Here is a 12,722-nt window from a genome sequence, read left to right on the forward strand (position 1 = left end):
CTGCGATTAGCACGTTCGGGTGATGCGTCACTCTCCGGCGGCGGCCGGCAGTTCGGTGTCGGAGACTGTGACGTCCTGCTCCGGCACTGCCTGCCCGGACCGGATCAGATCGATCCGGCCCATCACCTTGGAGCGCAGGTCGGACGGCACGTCGTCCTGACCGCAGCAGCGCTTGACCAGCTTCTTCACGGCCTGCTCCAGGCCGTACTTCTCCAGACAGGGGGAGCACTCGCCGAAGTGCACCTCGAACTTGGTGCAGTCGCTGTCGGGCATCTCCCGGTCGAGGAACTCGTAGAGGTGATCGAGGACCTCAGCGCACTCCGTCTCGTGCGGCTCTCCGCAGCTCATGAGCCCGAGCCTTTCCGATCGTCCGACTCACCGGCGCCCGCCGGGACGAGCCCGCGGTCACGGGCGTAGTCCTCCAGCATGCCGCGCAGCTGACGGCGGCCCCGGTGCAGCCGGGACATCACCGTACCGATGGGAGTCCCCATGATGTCCGCGATCTCCTTGTAGGCAAAGCCCTCTACATCGGCAAGATAGACCGCGATGCGGAACTCTTCGGGGATCGCCTGCAGCGCAGACTTCACATCGGAGTCGGGCAGGTGGTCGAGGGCCTGGGACTCGGCGGAGCGCAGACCTGTCGACATGTGCGACTCGGCACGGGCCAGCTGCCAGTCCTCGATCTCCTCGGCCGCACTGCGCTGGGGTTCGCGCTGCTTCTTGCGGTACGAGTTGATGAAGGTGTTGGTGAGGATGCGGTACATCCACGCCTTGAGGTTGGTGCCCTCACGGAACTGATGGAAGGAGCCGTACGCCTTGGCGTACGTCTCCTGGACCAGGTCCTCGGCATCCGCGGGGTTGCGCGTCATGCGCAGCGCCGCCGAGTACATCTGGTCGAGGAAACCGAGGGCATCGCGCTCGAAGCGCGCGTTGCGCTCGGCCGTCGTCTCCTGCGGGCGGCCGTCGTCGGTCCCTGTGTCGGTCCCAGTGACCGGACCCACCTCCTCCAACGCTGTGGCGGAGCCGAAACCGGACCCGCTCGAATCGGAGAATAGTCGACCTTGGTCCGACGCGGGCTGTCGATCCGATCCGCTCAGTGCCCGCTCGGGAGCGGTCTTGGCCGCATGCAGCACCGTCCACTCCAGGTCAGCGGCGTTCGAGCGACGCGGGCAGATGGTCGAACCCATGCGACGGACTCCCTCTCCACATACGACGTTGGTGTACCGACTTCCCGAACAACATCGGCCCCCCGCCCCGCATTCCCGGGCGCGGGACCAGTTCCGGATCAGACGATCCCGGCCAGCCAGCCGGTCACGGACGTGGTGAGGATCTCCATCGCCTGATCCTCGGTCAGCCCGGACCGCTTGGGGACGGCGAAGCCGTGGTCCCCGTGCGGCACCTCGGCGATCCGGTGTTCCCCCGGCGGGAACTCGGCGGGCTTGCCGAACGGGTCGTTGCCGCCCTGGACGACGAGCGTGGGCAGGCCGGAGCCCAGGAGCTCGTCCGCGCGGGACTTCTCCGGGCGGCCCGGCGGGTGCAGCGGGAAGCTGAGCGCGAGGACCGCACGGGCGCCGAGCGCGGCCGCTGTGCGGCAGGCCACCCTGGCCCCGGCGCTGCGTCCGCCGGCGACGACCGGGAGCCCCGGGGCCGCCAGTGCCGGCCACAGGCCGCGCCAGCCGGTGTCCAGGGTCCTGGGGGCGGGCGCGAGCTTCTTCCCGGCGACCCGCCAGGGCTGCTCCACCAGGGCGACGCTCACTCCGTGCGCGGGCAGCGCGGCGGCCAGGGCCCGCAGGTCGCGGGCCTCGATGCCGCCGCCCGCGCCGTGTCCGAGCGCGAGCAGGAGGCGCGGATGTGCGGCGGGGGCCCAGGTGATCCGGGCCGTACCGGCGTCGGTCTCGACCGTTTCGGTGCGGGGATCTGTCTCGGTGGCTTTCACTCCCCCATCCAACCAACCCGTGGCAGGCCGTCCGGGGTCCGGCGCATCCTCCGGAGGCGCGTCCCTCAGAAGAGGGTGCTCACCTCGGGGGCCGCCAGCTCGTCGAGCAGCTCGGGGCCGTTGTTGCGCACGTTGCTGACGGCGGTGGCCACCGGGTAGGCCCGCATCAGCCCGCCGGGCGGCGGCGCGAGCAGCCCGCGCAGCTCCTCGACGTCGGTGTGGGAGGGGTCCAGCCAGTCGTCCCAGCGGTCCGGGGTCAGCATCAGGGGCATCCGGGGGTGGATGTCGGCGAGCGCGGACGGGCCCTCGGCGGGCGCGACGGCGAGCGGGTCCGTCTCCGCCTCGGTCGTGATCACCGAGCAGGTCACCCACCAGGCCTGCGGGTGGTCGTCCGGCAGGGTCCGGTCGCGCCAGAACTCGTACAGCCCGGCCATGGCGAAGACCGATCCGTCGGCGGGCGTCACGAAGTACGGCTGCTTGCGGGGGCGCTTCTTGCGGCCCTTCTCCTCCAGCTGCCGCTCCTCGGTGCCGGTCACCCACTCGTAATAGCCGTCGGCCGGCAGGATGCAGCGCCGGGAGACGAAGGGGCGGCGGAAGGACGGCTTCTCGTGGACCGTCTCGGCGCGGGCGTTGATCATCCGGGCGCCGCCGTCCGGCGTCTTGGCCCAGGAGGGGACGAGGCCCCACTTCAGTGCGCGCAGCTGGCGAACCGGACGCTGGTCGTCGGCGTCCTTCACAGGACGCTCCAGTACGGCGTAGACCTCCTTGGTCGGCGCCACGTTGTAATCGGGTTCCAGCGTCTCGGCCGGTTCCCACTTCTCCACCTGGAAGAGTCCGGTCAGATCCTCGGGCCGCCGACTCGCTGCATACCGTCCGCACATAAGTGCCAGACTGCCACGACCGTCATCCCGACCGGACGCCAATACCGCAAGGAGCCGCCCACAGCATGGACAGCACCGATCTCGGCAACCTGTGGGACCGCGTCTTCGGCACCCAGCCCGCTCCGGAACAGTGGCTGGTGGTGGTGACCGCCACGGCCGCGCTCATCGCCGTCGTGCCGAACTTCATATGGCGGCTGTCACGCAACGCGATCACCATCGCCCACGAGGGCGGCCACGGGCTGATCGCCCTGTGCACCGGACGGCAGCTCTCGGGCATCCGGCTGCACTCGGACACCAGTGGGCTGACGGTGAGCCGGGGCAAGCCGACGGGGATCGGCATGGTCCTGACCGCGGCGGCGGGCTACACCGCGCCGTCGCTGCTGGGCCTGGGTGGTGCCTGGCTGCTGGTGAACGGCCGGATCACGCTGCTGCTGTGGGTGGCGACGGCGCTGCTCGCGGTGATGCTGGTGATGATCCGCAATGTGTACGGGGCGCTGACGGTGATCTTCACCGGGTCGCTCTTCCTGCTGATGTCGTGGCTGGCCTCGCCCGCGTGGCAGTCGTTGTTCGCCTACAGCGCGGTCTGGTTCCTGCTGCTGGGCGGCGTGCGTCCGGTGTTCGAGCTGCAGTCCAAGCGGCGGCACGGCGGGGCGCCGGACTCGGACGCGGACCAGTTGGCCCGGCTGACGGACGTACCGGCCGCGCTGTGGCTGTTCCTGTTCCACGCGGTGTCACTGTGTTCGCTGATCGGCGGCGGGCGCTGGCTGCTGGGGCTGTGAGCGGAGTGTGAGCGGGCTTCCCGCATCACTCCAGCGTTACGTCCCCGTTTCGTCCCGTTTGGCCTGAATCGGGGCGGGCCGGGAGCCACTAAAGTGAAGCCCATGACCGAAAGCTCCGTGCACCCCGCCCTCTGGCCCGCCCCTCACGCGAGCGGAGCCGTCGACGCCACCGTCACGGTGCCCGGATCGAAGTCGGTCACCAACCGCGCGCTGGTGCTGGCCGCGCTCTCCTCGGAGCCCGGCTGGCTGCGCCGCCCGCTGCGCTCCCGCGACACCCTGCTGATGGCCGACGCGCTGCGCGCGATGGGCGTCGGCATCGAGGAGACGGTGTCCTCCAGCTCGGCGGCGACCGGCGGCCCGGACGCCTCGGGCGAGGCCTGGCGGGTCATCCCGGCCGGTCTGCACGGCCCCGTGACGGTCGACGTCGGCAACGCCGGTACGGTCATGCGCTTCCTGCCCCCGGTGGCGACGCTGGCGAACGGGCCGGTCCGCTTCGACGGCGACCCCCGTTCCTACGAGCGCCCGCTAACCGGTGTGATCGACGCCCTGCGGGTGCTCGGCGCCCGGATCGACGACGACGGCCGCGGCTGTCTTCCGTTGACCGTGCACGGCGGCGGGGCGCTGGACGGCGGCCCGGTCGCGATCGACGCCTCCTCGTCGTCCCAGTTCGTCTCGGCGCTGCTGCTGTCGGCGCCCCGCTTCAACCAGGGCGTGGAGGTACGTCACACCGGCGCCCGCCTCCCCTCCATGCCGCACATCCGGATGACGGTCGACATGCTGCGGGCCGTCGGCGCCCAGGTGGACGAGCCGGAGACGGGCGGCGAGCCGAACGTCTGGCGGGTCTCCCCGTCGGCGCTGCTGGGCCGGGACCTGACGGTGGAACCGGACCTGTCCAACGCCCAGCCGTTCCTGGCAGCGGCGCTGGTCACCGGCGGCCGGGTCACCATTCCGGACTGGCCCCTGCACACCACGCAGCCCGGTGACGCGCTGCGCGAGATCTTCACCGCGATGGGCGGCAGCTGCGAGCTGACCGAGCACGGGCTCACCTTCACCGGCTCGGGCCGGATCCACGGCATCGACGTCGACCTCGGCGAGGTCGGCGAGCTCACCCCGGGCATCGCGGCCGTCGCCGCCCTGGCCGACTCCCCCTCCACCCTGAGCGGCGTCGCCCACCTGCGGCTGCACGAGACGGACCGGCTGGCCGCGCTCACCAAGGAGATCAACGAGCTGGGCGGCGACGTCACGGAGACCGCCGACGGCCTCCACATCCGGCCCAGGCCGCTGCACGGCGGTACCTTCCATACGTACGACGACCACCGCATGGCCACCGCGGGGTCGATCATCGGCCTTGCCGTCCCCGGAGTGGAGATCGAGAACGTGGCGACGACCGCCAAGACCCTGCCCGACTTCCCGCAGATGTGGACCGGAATGCTCGGGGCCTGAGACATGCGCCGCTACGGCAAGAACCCCGACGAGGACGACATCCGGGTCCGCCCCAACCGCAAGGGCAACCGGCCTCGTACCCATATCCGGCCCAAGCACGAGGACGCCGAGGAAGGCATGGTCCTCACCGTGGACCGCGGCCGCCTCACCTGCCTCGTCGAGGGCCGCACGGTCATCGCGATGAAGGCCCGGGAGCTGGGCCGCAAGGCCGCGGTGGTGGGCGACACCGTCTCCATCGTCGGCGACCTGTCCGGCGAGAAGGACACCCTCGCCCGGATCGTCCGCATCGGTGAGCGGCGCTCCGTGCTGCGCCGGACGGCGGACGACGACGATCCGTTCGAGCGGGTGGTGGTGGCCAATGCCGACCAGCTGGCGATCGTCACCGCGCTGGCCGATCCGGAACCCCGCCCGCGCATGATCGACCGCTGTCTGGTCGCCGCGTACGACGGCGGGCTCTCCCCCCTCCTCGTGCTGACCAAGTCCGATCTGGCCTCCCCGGACAAGCTGCTGGAGGCGTACACCCCACTGGGGGTCCCGTTCATCGTCACCAGCCGCGAGGAACTGGAGAGCGGAGATGCCGCCGACCGGGTCCGCGAGCAGCTCAACGACCGGGTCACCGCCTTCGTCGGGCACTCCGGTGTCGGGAAGACGACGCTGGTCAACGCCCTCGTCCCCAAGGACAGGCGGCGCACCACCGGGATCGTCAACGCGGTCACGGGGCGCGGGCGGCACACCACGACGTCGGCGCTGGCGCTCCCCCTGCCGGACTACCGGGGCTGGGTGATCGACACCCCCGGCGTACGTTCCTTCGGCCTGCACCACATCGACCCGTCCCGGGTCATCAACGCCTTCCCCGACCTCCAGCCCGGCACCGAGGAGTGTCCGCGCGGCTGCACCCACGACAGCCTGCAACCGGAATGCGCGCTGGACGCCTGGGTGGCGGCCGGCCACGCCGATCCGGCACGGCTGGACTCGCTGCGCCGGCTGCTGTCCACCCGGGAGCGGCGCGAGGGCGACTGACCGCTGTCCTCCGGCGGCGACGCGAGAACGACCGGCCGGGCACGTTTGCGATCACTCATCACCGGTAAGTGCATAATCACGCTCAGCGGTACAAGGCGGTCACCGATGCGGGAGGGGCACTGACGATGGCGTGGCTGCTGGTCGTGGTCGCGGGACTTCTGGAGACCGGCTTCGCGGTCTGCCTCAAGCTCTCGCACGGCTTCACCCGCCTCTGGCCGACCATCGCCTTCTGCATCTTCGCCCTCGGCAGTTTCGGTCTGCTGACCCTGTCGCTGAAGAAGCTCGACGTCGGTCCCGCCTACGCGGTGTGGACCGGCATCGGCGCGGCGGGCACCGCGATCTACGGCATGGTCTTCCTCGACGACGTGGTCTCCACGCTCAAGCTGATCTCGATCTCGCTGGTGATCCTCGGCGTGATCGGTCTTCAGCTGTCCGGCTCCTCCCAATGACGGCCGGTGCCTTCGTCTCACGCTGACGGCCGGCGTCGCCCGGTGTCCTCCCGGCCCCGGCGTCTCTCCGGCCGCGTTCAGGCGGCCCCGTCCGGCAGCCGGTCCATGATGTCCCGCACCAGTTGGGCCCCGTCCCCCGCCACGCCCGCGGGCGGCGGCACCAGCGCGTAGGACAGGGCGAGCCGCAGGGCGAGTTCGCACGCCAGGGCCAGGGCCGCCGGGTCGTGCGGGGGGCGCCCCTCGTCCAGTGCGGCCACCGCGCGGTCCCTGACCTCGCCGAGGAGTTCGGTGGGGGACGGCGGTCCGGCATCGGCCCGGCGTTGGGCCGGCACGGCGGAGGCGGAGCGTCGCACGCAGGCGCGGGGGCAGGGCGACCCCTCCCGCCAGCACCCCGTGAGCAGCCCTCTGACCAGGGCGCTCGCCCGGGTGGCGCGGACCGTCCAGGCGGCGGTGGCGGCCAGCCTGTCGCCCGTACCGCCGGCGGAACCCAGCGCCCGCTCCACACCGGCCAGGTAACCGTCGGCGGCGCGCCGGACCAGGGCCCGGGCGAGGCCGTCCTTGCCGCCGAACTCGTTGTACAGCGTCTGGCGGGAGACACCCGCGGCCGCGGCCACGTCGACCATCCGCACGGCAGCCCAGGGCCGGGCGGCCAGCGCCGCGTGGGCGGCGTCCAGCAGTGCTTCCCGCGCTGTCGGCATCATCGCCTCCCGCACCTAGGACTCTGCGGTCCCAGAGTTGAGGCGCTCCCCCGCACTGTCAAGGCTTCCCGCAGCCTCCGGGGCCCTGTGGCTCCGTTCACCCGCGGTGGATACTGTGACGGCATGCCCGATTACCACGATGATCTGCGCCTCGCCCACGTGCTGGCGGACGCCGCCGACGCGACGACGATGGACCGGTTCAAGGCTCTGGACCTCAAGGTCGAGACCAAGCCGGACATGACGCCGGTGACCGAGGCCGACAAGGCCGCCGAGGAGCTGATCCGCGGCCACCTCCATCGGGCACGGCCGCGTGACGCGATCCTGGGCGAGGAGTACGGGATCGAGGGGACGGGGCCGCGCCGCTGGGTGATCGACCCGATCGACGGCACCAAGAACTATGTGCGCGGCGTGCCGGTCTGGGCGACGCTGATCTCGCTGATGGAGGCCGGCGAGGACGGCTTCCAGCCGGTGGTCGGTGTGGTGTCCGCGCCGGCGCTGCAGCGGCGCTGGTGGGCGGCGAAGGGCGCGGGCGCGTTCTCCGGCCGCAGCCTGACCTCCGCGACCCGGCTGAGCGTCTCGAAGGTGGAGCGCATCGCGGACGCCTCGTTCGCGTACTCCTCGCTGACCGGCTGGGAGGAGCAGGGCCGGCTGGACGGCTTCATGGACCTGACCCGGGCCTGCTGGCGCACGCGTGGGTACGGGGACTTCTGGCCGTACATGATGGTCGCCGAGGGGTCGGTCGACATCTGCGCCGAGCCGGAACTCTCGCTCTGGGACATGGCCGCGAACGCCATCATCGTCCAGGAGGCGGGCGGCCGGTTCACCAGCCTGGACGGGGTCGACGGACCGGGCGGCGGGAACGGGGCGGCCTCGAACGGAACGCTCCACCACGAACTGCTGGGCTATCTGAACCAGCGCTACTGACCTCGATGAGCCGGGCCGCACGGCTCTGACAGGCATACGGAACGACGAGGGGCGTGCCGCACCACCGCACGCCCCTCGAACGATCTTCACTCCCCCTTGTTGCCGCCCCCCATCGGTGCGACTCTGAGAGTCCCCCCACTTGTGAACTTGTGAATCGGCTCACGGAGTCGCTTCACCGAGGAGGTGGCTCCCTTCATGCTCGTCCGAGACGCCATGAGCACGGTGGTCCTGACCATCGGCCCGGCCCACACCCTCCGCCAGGCCGCCCGGCTGATGTCGGCGCGCCGGATCGGAGCAGCCGTCGTCCACGACCCGGACACCTGCGGGCTCGGCATCATCACCGAGCGCGACATCCTCAACGCGGTCGGATCGGGGCTGGACCCCGATATGGAGACCGCCTCCACCCACACGACGACCGACGTCGTCTTCGCCGCGTCCACCTGGACCCTGGAGGAGGCCGCCGAGGCCATGACGCACGGGGGCTTCCGGCACCTGATCGTGCTGGACGGCGCCGGGCCGGTCGGCATCGTCTCGGTGCGCGACATCATCCGGTGCTGGACACCGGCCAGGCGCCATCCGGTAGAGCTGGTCGGCTGAGGCCGGACGCACGGCCGGCCGGCCCCCGCGGACGGGAACCGGCCGGTCTCCGGACCAGGAGAGCTACGCGCGCCGGGCCTGGACGGCGGCGTCCAGGCGCTTGCCGAAGTCCCCGTCGGCCTGGCGGAAGTTGTTGATCGCTCGCTCGACGATGTCCTCGCGCGAGACCTTCGCGATGAAGCCCGCGAGGTTGTCGATCAGTCGGCTCTTCTCGTCCTCGGTGTAGAGCCGGTAGAGGTTCCCGGCCTGGACGAAGTCGTTGTCCTCGGCGTGGACCGGCGCCTCGTGCGTACCGGTGCCGCCCGTGACCTGGGTGGCCTCCCACAGGGGGCGGTCGGTCTGGACGGGGCCGCCGAAGCTGTTCGGCTCGTAGTTCTTCGCACCCTTGTGGCGGCCGTCGTACAGGTACCCGTCGCGGCTGTTGGTGCGCGCCTCGGTGGCGTGCGGGCGGTTGACCGGCAGGTGGTCGGCGTTGATGCCGACGCGGTAGCGGTGCGCGTCGCCGTACGCGAAGAGACGGCCCTGGAGCATCTTGTCCGGAGACGGGCCGATGCCGGGCACGAAGTGGGCGGGGCTGAAGATCGACTGCTCGGTCTCGGCGAAGATGTTCTCCGGATTCCGGTTGAGCTCCAGCTTGCCGATCTCGATCGTCGGGTAGTCCGCGTGCGGCCACACCTTGGTGAGGTCGAACGGGTTGAACCGGTACGTCGCCGCCTCGGCCGCCGGCATGATCTGGACGTGCACGGTCCAGGTCGGGAAGTCGCCGCGCTCGATGGACTCGCGCAGATCGCGCTGGTGGCTGTCCGGGTCCTCACCGGCGAGCTTGTTCGCCTCGTCCTGGGTGAGGTTCTTGATCCCCTGGTCGGTCTTGAAGTGGTACTTGACCCAGAAGACCTCGCCGGCCTCGTTGTTCCACTGGTACGTGTGCGAGCCGAAGCCGTCCATGTGACGCAGCGTGGCCGGTATCCCCCGGTCGCCGAAGAGCCAGGTCACCTGGTGGGTGGATTCGGGCGACAGGCCCCAGAAGTCCCAGACGTTGTCCGCCTCCTGCGAGCCGGTGTACGGGTCGCGCTTCTGGGTGTGGATGAAGTCGGGGAACTTGATGGCGTCCTTGATGAAGAACACCGGGGTGTTGTTGCCGACGAGGTCGTAGTTGCCGTCCTCGGTGTAGAACTTCAGCGCGAAGCCGCGGGGGTCACGCACCGCGTCGGCGGAGCCGAGGTTGCCCGCGACCGTGGAGAAGCGCAGGAAGGTCTCGGTCTGCTTGCCGACCTGGGAGAGGAACTTCGCCCGTGTCCACTGCGAGACGTCACGGGTCAGCGTGAACGTGCCGTACGCGCCGGCGCCGCGGGCGTGCACGATGCGCTCCGGAATGCGCTCACGGTTGAAGTGCGCGAGCTTCTCCAGCAGCGACTGGTCCTGCACCAGGACCGGACCGCCGAGGCCCGCGGTCTGGCTGTTCTGGTTGTCGGCAACCGGTGCGCCGGCCTCCGTAGTGAGCGGTCCCTGTGTCACGTGCGCCTCCTGCGTCGTTCCTGCATATCCGCCACGCCGTTGAGCCGTCATGGCGAGCACAGCCTGTCCCTGGCCTTCGTCGTAGCCGATCCTACAATGGACTTAGTCCAAGTCAAGGCAGCATCCAAAGCCACACATGTTCAGAACTGGCCTGCACCACTGTTAGGCTTGCGTCATGAGCGACCTGCTGGAACGACTCCGTGGACGTGGCTGGCGCATGACCGCACAGCGGCGCGTCGTGGCCGAGGTCCTCGACGGGGAGCACGTACACCTGACGGCCGACGAGGTCCACGCACGGGCCGTCGCCAAGCTGCCCGAGATCTCCCGCGCCACCGTCTACAACACGCTGGGCGAGATGGTGACCCTCGGGGAGGTCATCGAGGTCTCCACCGACCGCCGGGCCAAGCGTTACGACCCGAACGCGCACCGCCCGCACCACCATCTGGTCTGCGCGAAGTGCGGCGCCATCCGCGACGTACACCCGGCGGGCGACGCGCTCGCGGACCTTCCGGCCGGTGAGCGCTTCGGCTTCGTGATCTCCGGCGTCGAGATGACGTACCGCGGCATCTGCCCCAACTGCGCCGCAACCGCCTGACTTCGACGACCCCCAGCACCCCCGCCCGATGCTCCGGCGGGGGTGCTGTCGGCATGCGCCGGGACCGTCCCCCGCCTCGCCCGCCCTCCCCTCTCGCTGCGCACCCCCTTCCCGAATCTGACGGGCCGTCATATCGTCATCGGCGATCACAGCCGCCCCCGCGACGGCTGTGCACCTCGATGTGCACGAGGAGAGACCCGTGGGAGACCCGCACCCGAACCCACCCCTGGCAACCGCGCCGCCGGTCACCGCCCCCAAACTCCGTGCCCGCGCCCTGTCCCGCTCCTTCGGACGCGGCACCCGGGCCCTGGCCGCCCTCGGCCCCGTCAGCCTCGACATCGCGCCGGGTGAGTTCACCTGCATCGTCGGACCGTCCGGCTGCGGCAAGTCCACCCTGCTGAGGATCGCGGCCGGGCTCCTGCGCCCCAGCGCCGGCGAACTGTCCATCCGTACGACATCGCCCCGCCCGGCCGCGATGATCTTCCAGGACTACGGGATCCACGACTGGAAGACCGTCCTGGCCAACGTCCGCTTCGGCCTCGACATCCAGCGCGTACCACGCCGGGAGGCGGATGCCAGGGCACGCGACTGGCTGGCGCGGCTGGGGCTCGCCGACTTCTCCGGCGCCTACCCCGCCGAGCTCTCCGGCGGGATGCGCCAACGGGTGGCCATCGCCCGGGCACTCGCCGTGGAGCCCGAGATCCTGCTGATGGACGAGCCCTTCGCGGCGCTCGACGCACAGCTCCGCACGATCCTGCAGGACGAACTGCTCGACCTCACCCAGACCACCCGCACCACCACCCTGTTCATCACCCACAGTCTGGAAGAGGCGATCGTGCTCGGGGACCGGGTCCTCGTGATGTCCGCCCGACCGGGCCGGATCATCGCCGAGCATCGCCCGCCGTTCGCCCGGCCACGCACCGGCGGCATCCGCGCGACACCCGAGTTCAACGCGCTCAAGAGCGAGTTGTGGGAACTGCTGCGCGGCGAGGTCGGCGGAGAGGCGGCGCCGGTATGAGCACAGCCGCGAAGTCCACGACCGTCGAGGAGCAGGTCCTGGTCCGCAGGCCGGGACCGCGGGAACTCCATCCCGTGCGCACCCACCGCAGGCGCCGCACCCTGGAGATCGCGCTCGCCGTCGCCGTACCGCTGCTTCTGGTCCTGCTCTGGCAGCTGGCCGCCGCCCGGTCCTGGATCGACGAGCGCGTCTATCCCGCGCCCTCCACCATCCTCGCGGACGGCTGGGACCGCGCGGCCGACGGCGAGCTGTGGCCGGACGTGTGGGCCACGCTCAAGCGGGTGCTCGGCGGCTATGCGATCGGCACCGTCGCGGGCTACGCCCTCGGCCTGCTGATGGGTTCGCTCGCACTCGTGCGGGCCGCACTGGAACCATTGCTCGACGCCCTCTACGTCGTACCGAAACTGGCTCTGCTGCCGGTCTTCCTCAATATGTTCGGCCTCGGCGAGGGGCCGCAGATCGCACTGGTCGCCGCCACCGTCTTCTTCTTCGTCTGGATCTCGACGATGGCGGCCGTACTCGCCGTTCCGACGGGTCACCGGGACGCCGGGCAGGTGTTCGGCGCCTCCCCCTGGCAGATGTTCCGGCACATCCTGCTGCCCGCCTCGCTCCCCGCCGTCCTGGTGGGTGCGCGGATCGCGGCGGGAGTGGCGGTGCTGGTCATCGTCGCCTCGGAGCAGATCGCGGCGGCCGACGGGCTGGGGCACCTGATCTTCGACTCCCGCGCCCTGTTCCAGAACGACGTGATGTTCGTCGGCATCGTCTGTGTGGCGGTGCTCGGCGTGGTCTTCTCCGAAGTCGTGCGGATCGCGGGCCGGCTGCTCACCCCGTGGGCCCCGCGCGACCGCGGCCGCAGTCAGTCGTGAA

At 70.8% G+C, this 12,722-nt stretch carries 15 protein-coding genes; 9 read left to right on the forward strand and 6 right to left on the reverse strand.

All coding sequences use genetic code 11. The annotated features are described in order from the left end of the window. Positions 1 to 27: 27 nt before the first annotated feature. The 4 genes from rsrA to ACFYPA_RS10085 form a co-directional block, all read right to left on the reverse strand. The gene (gene rsrA, locus ACFYPA_RS10070) at positions 28 to 348 is read right to left on the reverse strand and encodes a mycothiol system anti-sigma-R factor (RefSeq protein WP_359076951.1); all 321 of its coding nucleotides are present in this window, start codon (positions 346 to 348) and stop codon (positions 28 to 30) included. Further along, a complete protein-coding gene (locus ACFYPA_RS10075) occupies positions 345 to 1,001 on the reverse strand; it encodes a sigma-70 family RNA polymerase sigma factor (protein ID WP_018105559.1) in 657 nt (218 codons plus the stop codon). Before ACFYPA_RS10075 ends, rsrA begins: the two co-directional genes overlap by 4 nt. A 284-nt stretch (positions 1,002 to 1,285) precedes the next feature. Continuing rightward, entirely contained in the window at positions 1,286 to 1,936 is a 651-nt protein-coding gene (locus tag ACFYPA_RS10080) for an alpha/beta family hydrolase (RefSeq protein WP_359076948.1), read from the reverse strand. A gap of 65 nt (positions 1,937 to 2,001) precedes the next feature. Continuing rightward, a complete protein-coding gene (locus ACFYPA_RS10085) occupies positions 2,002 to 2,817 on the reverse strand; it encodes an SOS response-associated peptidase (RefSeq protein WP_359076946.1) in 816 nt (271 codons plus the stop codon). Between the two features lie 65 nt (positions 2,818 to 2,882). Here ACFYPA_RS10085 and ACFYPA_RS10090 point away from each other — a divergent pair, with 65 nt between their 5' ends. The 4 genes from ACFYPA_RS10090 (at position 2,883) to ACFYPA_RS10105 (ending at position 6,508) form a co-directional block, all read left to right on the forward strand. Further along, entirely contained in the window at positions 2,883 to 3,596 is a 714-nt protein-coding gene (locus ACFYPA_RS10090) for a M50 family metallopeptidase (RefSeq protein WP_359076944.1), read from the forward strand. A gap of 102 nt (positions 3,597 to 3,698) precedes the next feature. After that, positions 3,699 to 5,039 (forward strand): 3-phosphoshikimate 1-carboxyvinyltransferase, encoded by a 1,341-nt coding sequence (gene aroA, locus ACFYPA_RS10095; RefSeq protein ID WP_389130947.1) that lies wholly within the window; start codon positions 3,699 to 3,701, stop codon positions 5,037 to 5,039. Positions 5,040 to 5,042: 3 nt separating this feature from the next. Further along, positions 5,043 to 6,059 (forward strand): ribosome small subunit-dependent GTPase A, encoded by a 1,017-nt coding sequence (gene rsgA, locus ACFYPA_RS10100; RefSeq protein ID WP_359076941.1) that lies wholly within the window; start codon positions 5,043 to 5,045, stop codon positions 6,057 to 6,059. A 125-nt stretch (positions 6,060 to 6,184) separates the two neighbouring features. Beyond that, positions 6,185 to 6,508: a multidrug efflux SMR transporter gene (locus ACFYPA_RS10105; RefSeq protein WP_359077779.1), complete on the forward strand. Its 324-nt coding sequence runs from the start codon at positions 6,185 to 6,187 to the stop codon at positions 6,506 to 6,508. A 77-nt stretch (positions 6,509 to 6,585) separates the two neighbouring features. Here ACFYPA_RS10105 and ACFYPA_RS10110 read toward each other — a convergent pair whose 3' ends face one another. Next, complete coding sequence (locus ACFYPA_RS10110; protein ID WP_359348874.1) at positions 6,586 to 7,209, reverse strand: TetR/AcrR family transcriptional regulator; 624 nt, start codon at positions 7,207 to 7,209, stop codon at positions 6,586 to 6,588. 120 nt (positions 7,210 to 7,329) lie between these two features. Between ACFYPA_RS10110 and hisN the strand changes: the two genes are divergently transcribed. After that, positions 7,330 to 8,130, forward strand: a complete 801-nt coding sequence (gene hisN, locus ACFYPA_RS10115; protein ID WP_359076939.1) for a histidinol-phosphatase — start codon at positions 7,330 to 7,332, stop codon at positions 8,128 to 8,130. 195 nt (positions 8,131 to 8,325) lie between these two features. Continuing rightward, entirely contained in the window at positions 8,326 to 8,727 is a 402-nt protein-coding gene (locus ACFYPA_RS10120; RefSeq protein WP_359076937.1) for a CBS domain-containing protein, read from the forward strand. 63 nt (positions 8,728 to 8,790) lie between these two features. On the opposite strand, the gene ACFYPA_RS10125 is transcribed toward ACFYPA_RS10120, so the two are convergent. Further along, the gene (locus ACFYPA_RS10125) at positions 8,791 to 10,242 is read right to left on the reverse strand and encodes a catalase (RefSeq protein ID WP_359076935.1); all 1,452 of its coding nucleotides are present in this window, start codon (positions 10,240 to 10,242) and stop codon (positions 8,791 to 8,793) included. 175 nt (positions 10,243 to 10,417) lie between these two features. On the opposite strand from ACFYPA_RS10125, the gene ACFYPA_RS10130 reads away from it, so the two are divergent. The 3 genes from ACFYPA_RS10130 to ACFYPA_RS10140 all read left to right on the forward strand — a co-directional run bounded on the left by ACFYPA_RS10130 (position 10,418) and on the right by ACFYPA_RS10140 (position 12,721). Further along, complete coding sequence (locus ACFYPA_RS10130; RefSeq protein ID WP_359076933.1) at positions 10,418 to 10,837, forward strand: Fur family transcriptional regulator; 420 nt, start codon at positions 10,418 to 10,420, stop codon at positions 10,835 to 10,837. Positions 10,838 to 11,036: 199 nt separating this feature from the next. Continuing rightward, entirely contained in the window at positions 11,037 to 11,855 is an 819-nt protein-coding gene (locus ACFYPA_RS10135) for an ABC transporter ATP-binding protein (RefSeq protein WP_389130952.1), read from the forward strand. Then, a complete protein-coding gene (locus ACFYPA_RS10140; protein WP_389130955.1) occupies positions 11,852 to 12,721 on the forward strand; it encodes an ABC transporter permease in 870 nt (289 codons plus the stop codon). Before ACFYPA_RS10135 ends, ACFYPA_RS10140 begins: the two co-directional genes overlap by 4 nt. Position 12,722: the final 1 nt, after the last annotated feature.

Source organism: Streptomyces sp. NPDC005775, assembly GCF_042871565.1.
GTDB lineage: Bacteria > Actinomycetota > Actinomycetes > Streptomycetales > Streptomycetaceae > Streptomyces.